This is a genomic window from Mesobacillus sp., assembly GCF_049588175.1.
Classification (GTDB): Bacteria; Bacillota; Bacilli; order Bacillales; family Cytobacillaceae; genus Mesobacillus.
The window spans coordinates 1-2,954 of the sequence record NZ_JBAVFI010000262.1; the positions used below are offsets into that span (position 1 = coordinate 1).

At 40.7% G+C, this 2,954-nt stretch carries 4 protein-coding genes and 1 pseudogene; 4 read left to right on the forward strand and 1 reads right to left on the reverse strand.

The features are described from left to right. Both WB217_RS06390 and WB217_RS06395 read left to right on the forward strand, forming a co-directional pair. A partial coding sequence (locus WB217_RS06390; protein WP_423991737.1) for a sporulation protein YpjB occupies nt 1-329 on the forward strand: 329 nt, incomplete at its 5' end. Nucleotides 330-389: 60 nt separating this feature from the next. Further along, nucleotides 390-1,064, forward strand: a complete 675-nt coding sequence (locus WB217_RS06395) for a zinc metallopeptidase (protein WP_423991739.1) — start codon at nt 390-392, stop codon at nt 1,062-1,064. A gap of 29 nt (nt 1,065-1,093) precedes the next feature. Here WB217_RS06395 and WB217_RS06400 read toward each other — a convergent pair whose 3' ends face one another. Continuing rightward, on the reverse strand, nt 1,094-1,966 hold the full coding sequence (locus WB217_RS06400; protein WP_423991741.1) for a YitT family protein: 873 nt from the start codon (nt 1,964-1,966) through the stop codon (nt 1,094-1,096). 350 nt (nt 1,967-2,316) lie between these two features. Between WB217_RS06400 and WB217_RS06405 the strand changes: the two genes are divergently transcribed. After that, complete coding sequence (locus WB217_RS06405; protein WP_423991743.1) at nt 2,317-2,649, forward strand: nucleotide pyrophosphohydrolase; 333 nt, start codon at nt 2,317-2,319, stop codon at nt 2,647-2,649. An 18-nt stretch (nt 2,650-2,667) separates the two neighbouring features. Continuing rightward, a pseudogene (locus WB217_RS06410) lies at nt 2,668-2,954 on the forward strand (4-hydroxy-tetrahydrodipicolinate reductase); the annotation flags it as partial.

A 2,954-nucleotide genomic window follows, 5' to 3' on the forward strand; every position in this document is an offset into this window, starting at 1 on the left:
TGTCTTTATATAATGTAATTTATCCAAGCATGAAGATCGATATTAATCCTGAGACCATCCAAAAAATTGATGCTAAGGTAAGTTTCATAGATCAGTACCGTCCGCAAATTTTATCTGAAGCTTCAAGCCAGGAAGAGCTTGAAGCACTTGAATCGGATTTGCAGACCATTTTTGATGAAATGACAGAGGACGAAGCTGATCCCTCACTCTGGTGGGTGATGATTTCTACTGGAAGCATCATTATTCTTACATTGTCTTATGTAGGTTGGAGAAAATACAAAGGTGACAGTAAAAAGTCGAAGAAGGTTCAAAAAGAGCGGAAAAATTGACACCGAATATCAGCATTTATAAAATAGTAATTACAACAAGAGCTGTTAGGAGGTTCTCGGGTGTATTTAATTTACTTTGCGATCATTATTTTGATCCCGCTTTGGGCTCAATTCAGAGTTAAAGGAACTTATAAAAAATATTCAAAAGTAACTTCGTCTTCACATATGACCGGTGCTGAAGTAGCGCGTAGAATTCTGGATGACAACGGTTTATATAATGTTGGAGTAGAAGAAACGAGAGGATTCTTAAGTGACCATTACGATCCGCGCTCCAAAGTGGTCCGCCTGTCTTCACAAAACTTTTTTGGTCATTCTGTTGCCGCCGCTGCCATTGCGGCGCACGAAGTAGGCCATGCAATCCAGGATGCACAGGATTATGCATTCCTTCGTTTTCGGCATGCACTTGTACCTGTAGCTAACATTGGCTCCAATTTTTCATGGATCTTGATAATGATCGGTATTTTTGCGGATTTAAGCGGAATGCTCTTGCTGGGGATTCTCTTCATGGCGGCTGCGGTTGTGTTCCAGGTAATCACATTGCCGGTTGAATTCAATGCTTCAAACCGTGCAATGGACCAGGTTGTTTCCGCGGGAATCATCCGGAATGATGAGGAAAGAGAAACAAGGAAGGTGCTCAATGCCGCAGCGTTGACTTATGTAGCTGCTGCTGCTGTTGCTGTACTTGAACTTGTCCGCCTTGTTTTGATTTATACAGGCATGACAAGAGACGAATAAAAAATCCGGACAGTTTTGTCCGGATTTTTTTATCTTTCTAAAGGAAGTTTATTTTCATCCAGTGTGAAGCCTTCTCCAAGGACATCGTGGACAACTGTGACCGAAACAAAGGCATGTGGGTCCACAGAGTTAATAACATTCTTCAGCCGTACGATTTCGTTTTTCGCCACGACACAGTATAATACGTTTCTTTCTGTTTTAGTATATGAACCCACAGCCTTTAGGCTTGTGACCCCTCTGTCCATATCCTTCATGATCTTTGCGGCGATTTCATCATTTTTATCAGAGATGATCATTGCACCTCTGGCAGCGTATGAACCTTCCTGCATGAAGTCAATTACTCTCGCTCCGACAAATACAACGACAAGTGTGTACATAGCTTCACGGTAATTCAGATATGTAATAAGTGAAAGAGTTATTACGCCGAAATCAAACATGAACATTGTTCGGCCCATCGTCCAGCCAAAGTATTTTTGAGCAAGCCTGGCAATAATATCGACTCCGCCTGTCGTGCCTCCGTAACGAAAGATAATTCCGAGTCCGATTCCGATAAAAACACCTGCAAACAAGGCTGCCAAAAATAAATCTTCGTATAATGGCATCTCAATTTGATACTTTTGAAAGATTCCCAGGAATATGGATACACCCACAGTACCGATAATCGTGTAAATAAAGACGCTTCGTCCGAGAAGCTTCCAGCCAAGGAAAAAAAGCGGCAGGTTCAGCAATAAATTCGTTATGGAAGGAGACCATCCAAATACAAAATAAAGCATAAGGGTAATCCCTGTAAAACCGCCTTCTGCAAGGTTATTCTGCATATTGAAATGCACAAGCCCAAAAGAAAATATGGCTGCACCGAGCAGAATGAAAAATATATTTTTAAATCTTAAGCCATAGAGCAAAATGATACCTCCCAGTTGTACGGATATTTCTAGCGGTCAAAGCGTTTTTATTATATAAAATATAAGACACAAGGGCAATCTTTTACAGGGAGCTGGTTTCACATTAGTTCATTGCCATGCTTATAATATCGACCTCCTTTAAAAGTGCATGTCTGTACAAAAGGATTGAAGGCACAATAGTAAGAGCGGAGGGAAAATCATTCAAAGGTGCTTTGGTTGCATAAAATAGCAGAAGATATAAAGAAATGTCCCTATTAAAGGACATTTAAAATCAAAAATATTTGTCAAAGACTCTCCATTAAGCTAACATCGATATAGAATAGCATACATATGAAGGTTGGGTGAATTGCTTGGGTGAAAATAAATCAGTTAAAGACCTCCAGCAGGAAGTGGACCAATATATAAGCCAGTTTAAGGAAGGCTACTTCAGCCCATTGGCTCTGCTAGCAAGAATGACCGAGGAACTTGGGGAATTGGCACGAGAAGTGAACCATTATTATGGGGAGAAACCCAAGAAACACGATGAAGAAGAAAAAACAGTTGAAGAAGAGCTGGGAGATATGTTGTTTGTCATGATTTGTTTTGCCAACTCATTAAATATTGATCTTGAAACAGCTCATGACAGAGTCATGGCTAAATTCAACACCAGAGATAAAGATCGCTGGACACGTAAAGACAGCTAAATTAAAGGAGATACATAAATGAAAAACGTTAAAATAGTTATAGCTGGCCCCCGCGGAAGAATGGGAAGAGAAGCAGTACAGCTTGTGCTGGACACAGAGAATTACGAACTGGCTGCTGTAGTTGACCGAAAGCATGAAGGAATGAAGGTAGGAGAAATCGATGGCTTCCCTCAAAGCGAGGCTCTGGTATATACAGATTTCGAGAAATGCCTACAGGAAATCGAGCCTGATGTTCTTATCGATTTAACGACTCCAGAGGTAGGCATGTTCCACACAAAGACCGCATTGAAATATAAGGTTAGACC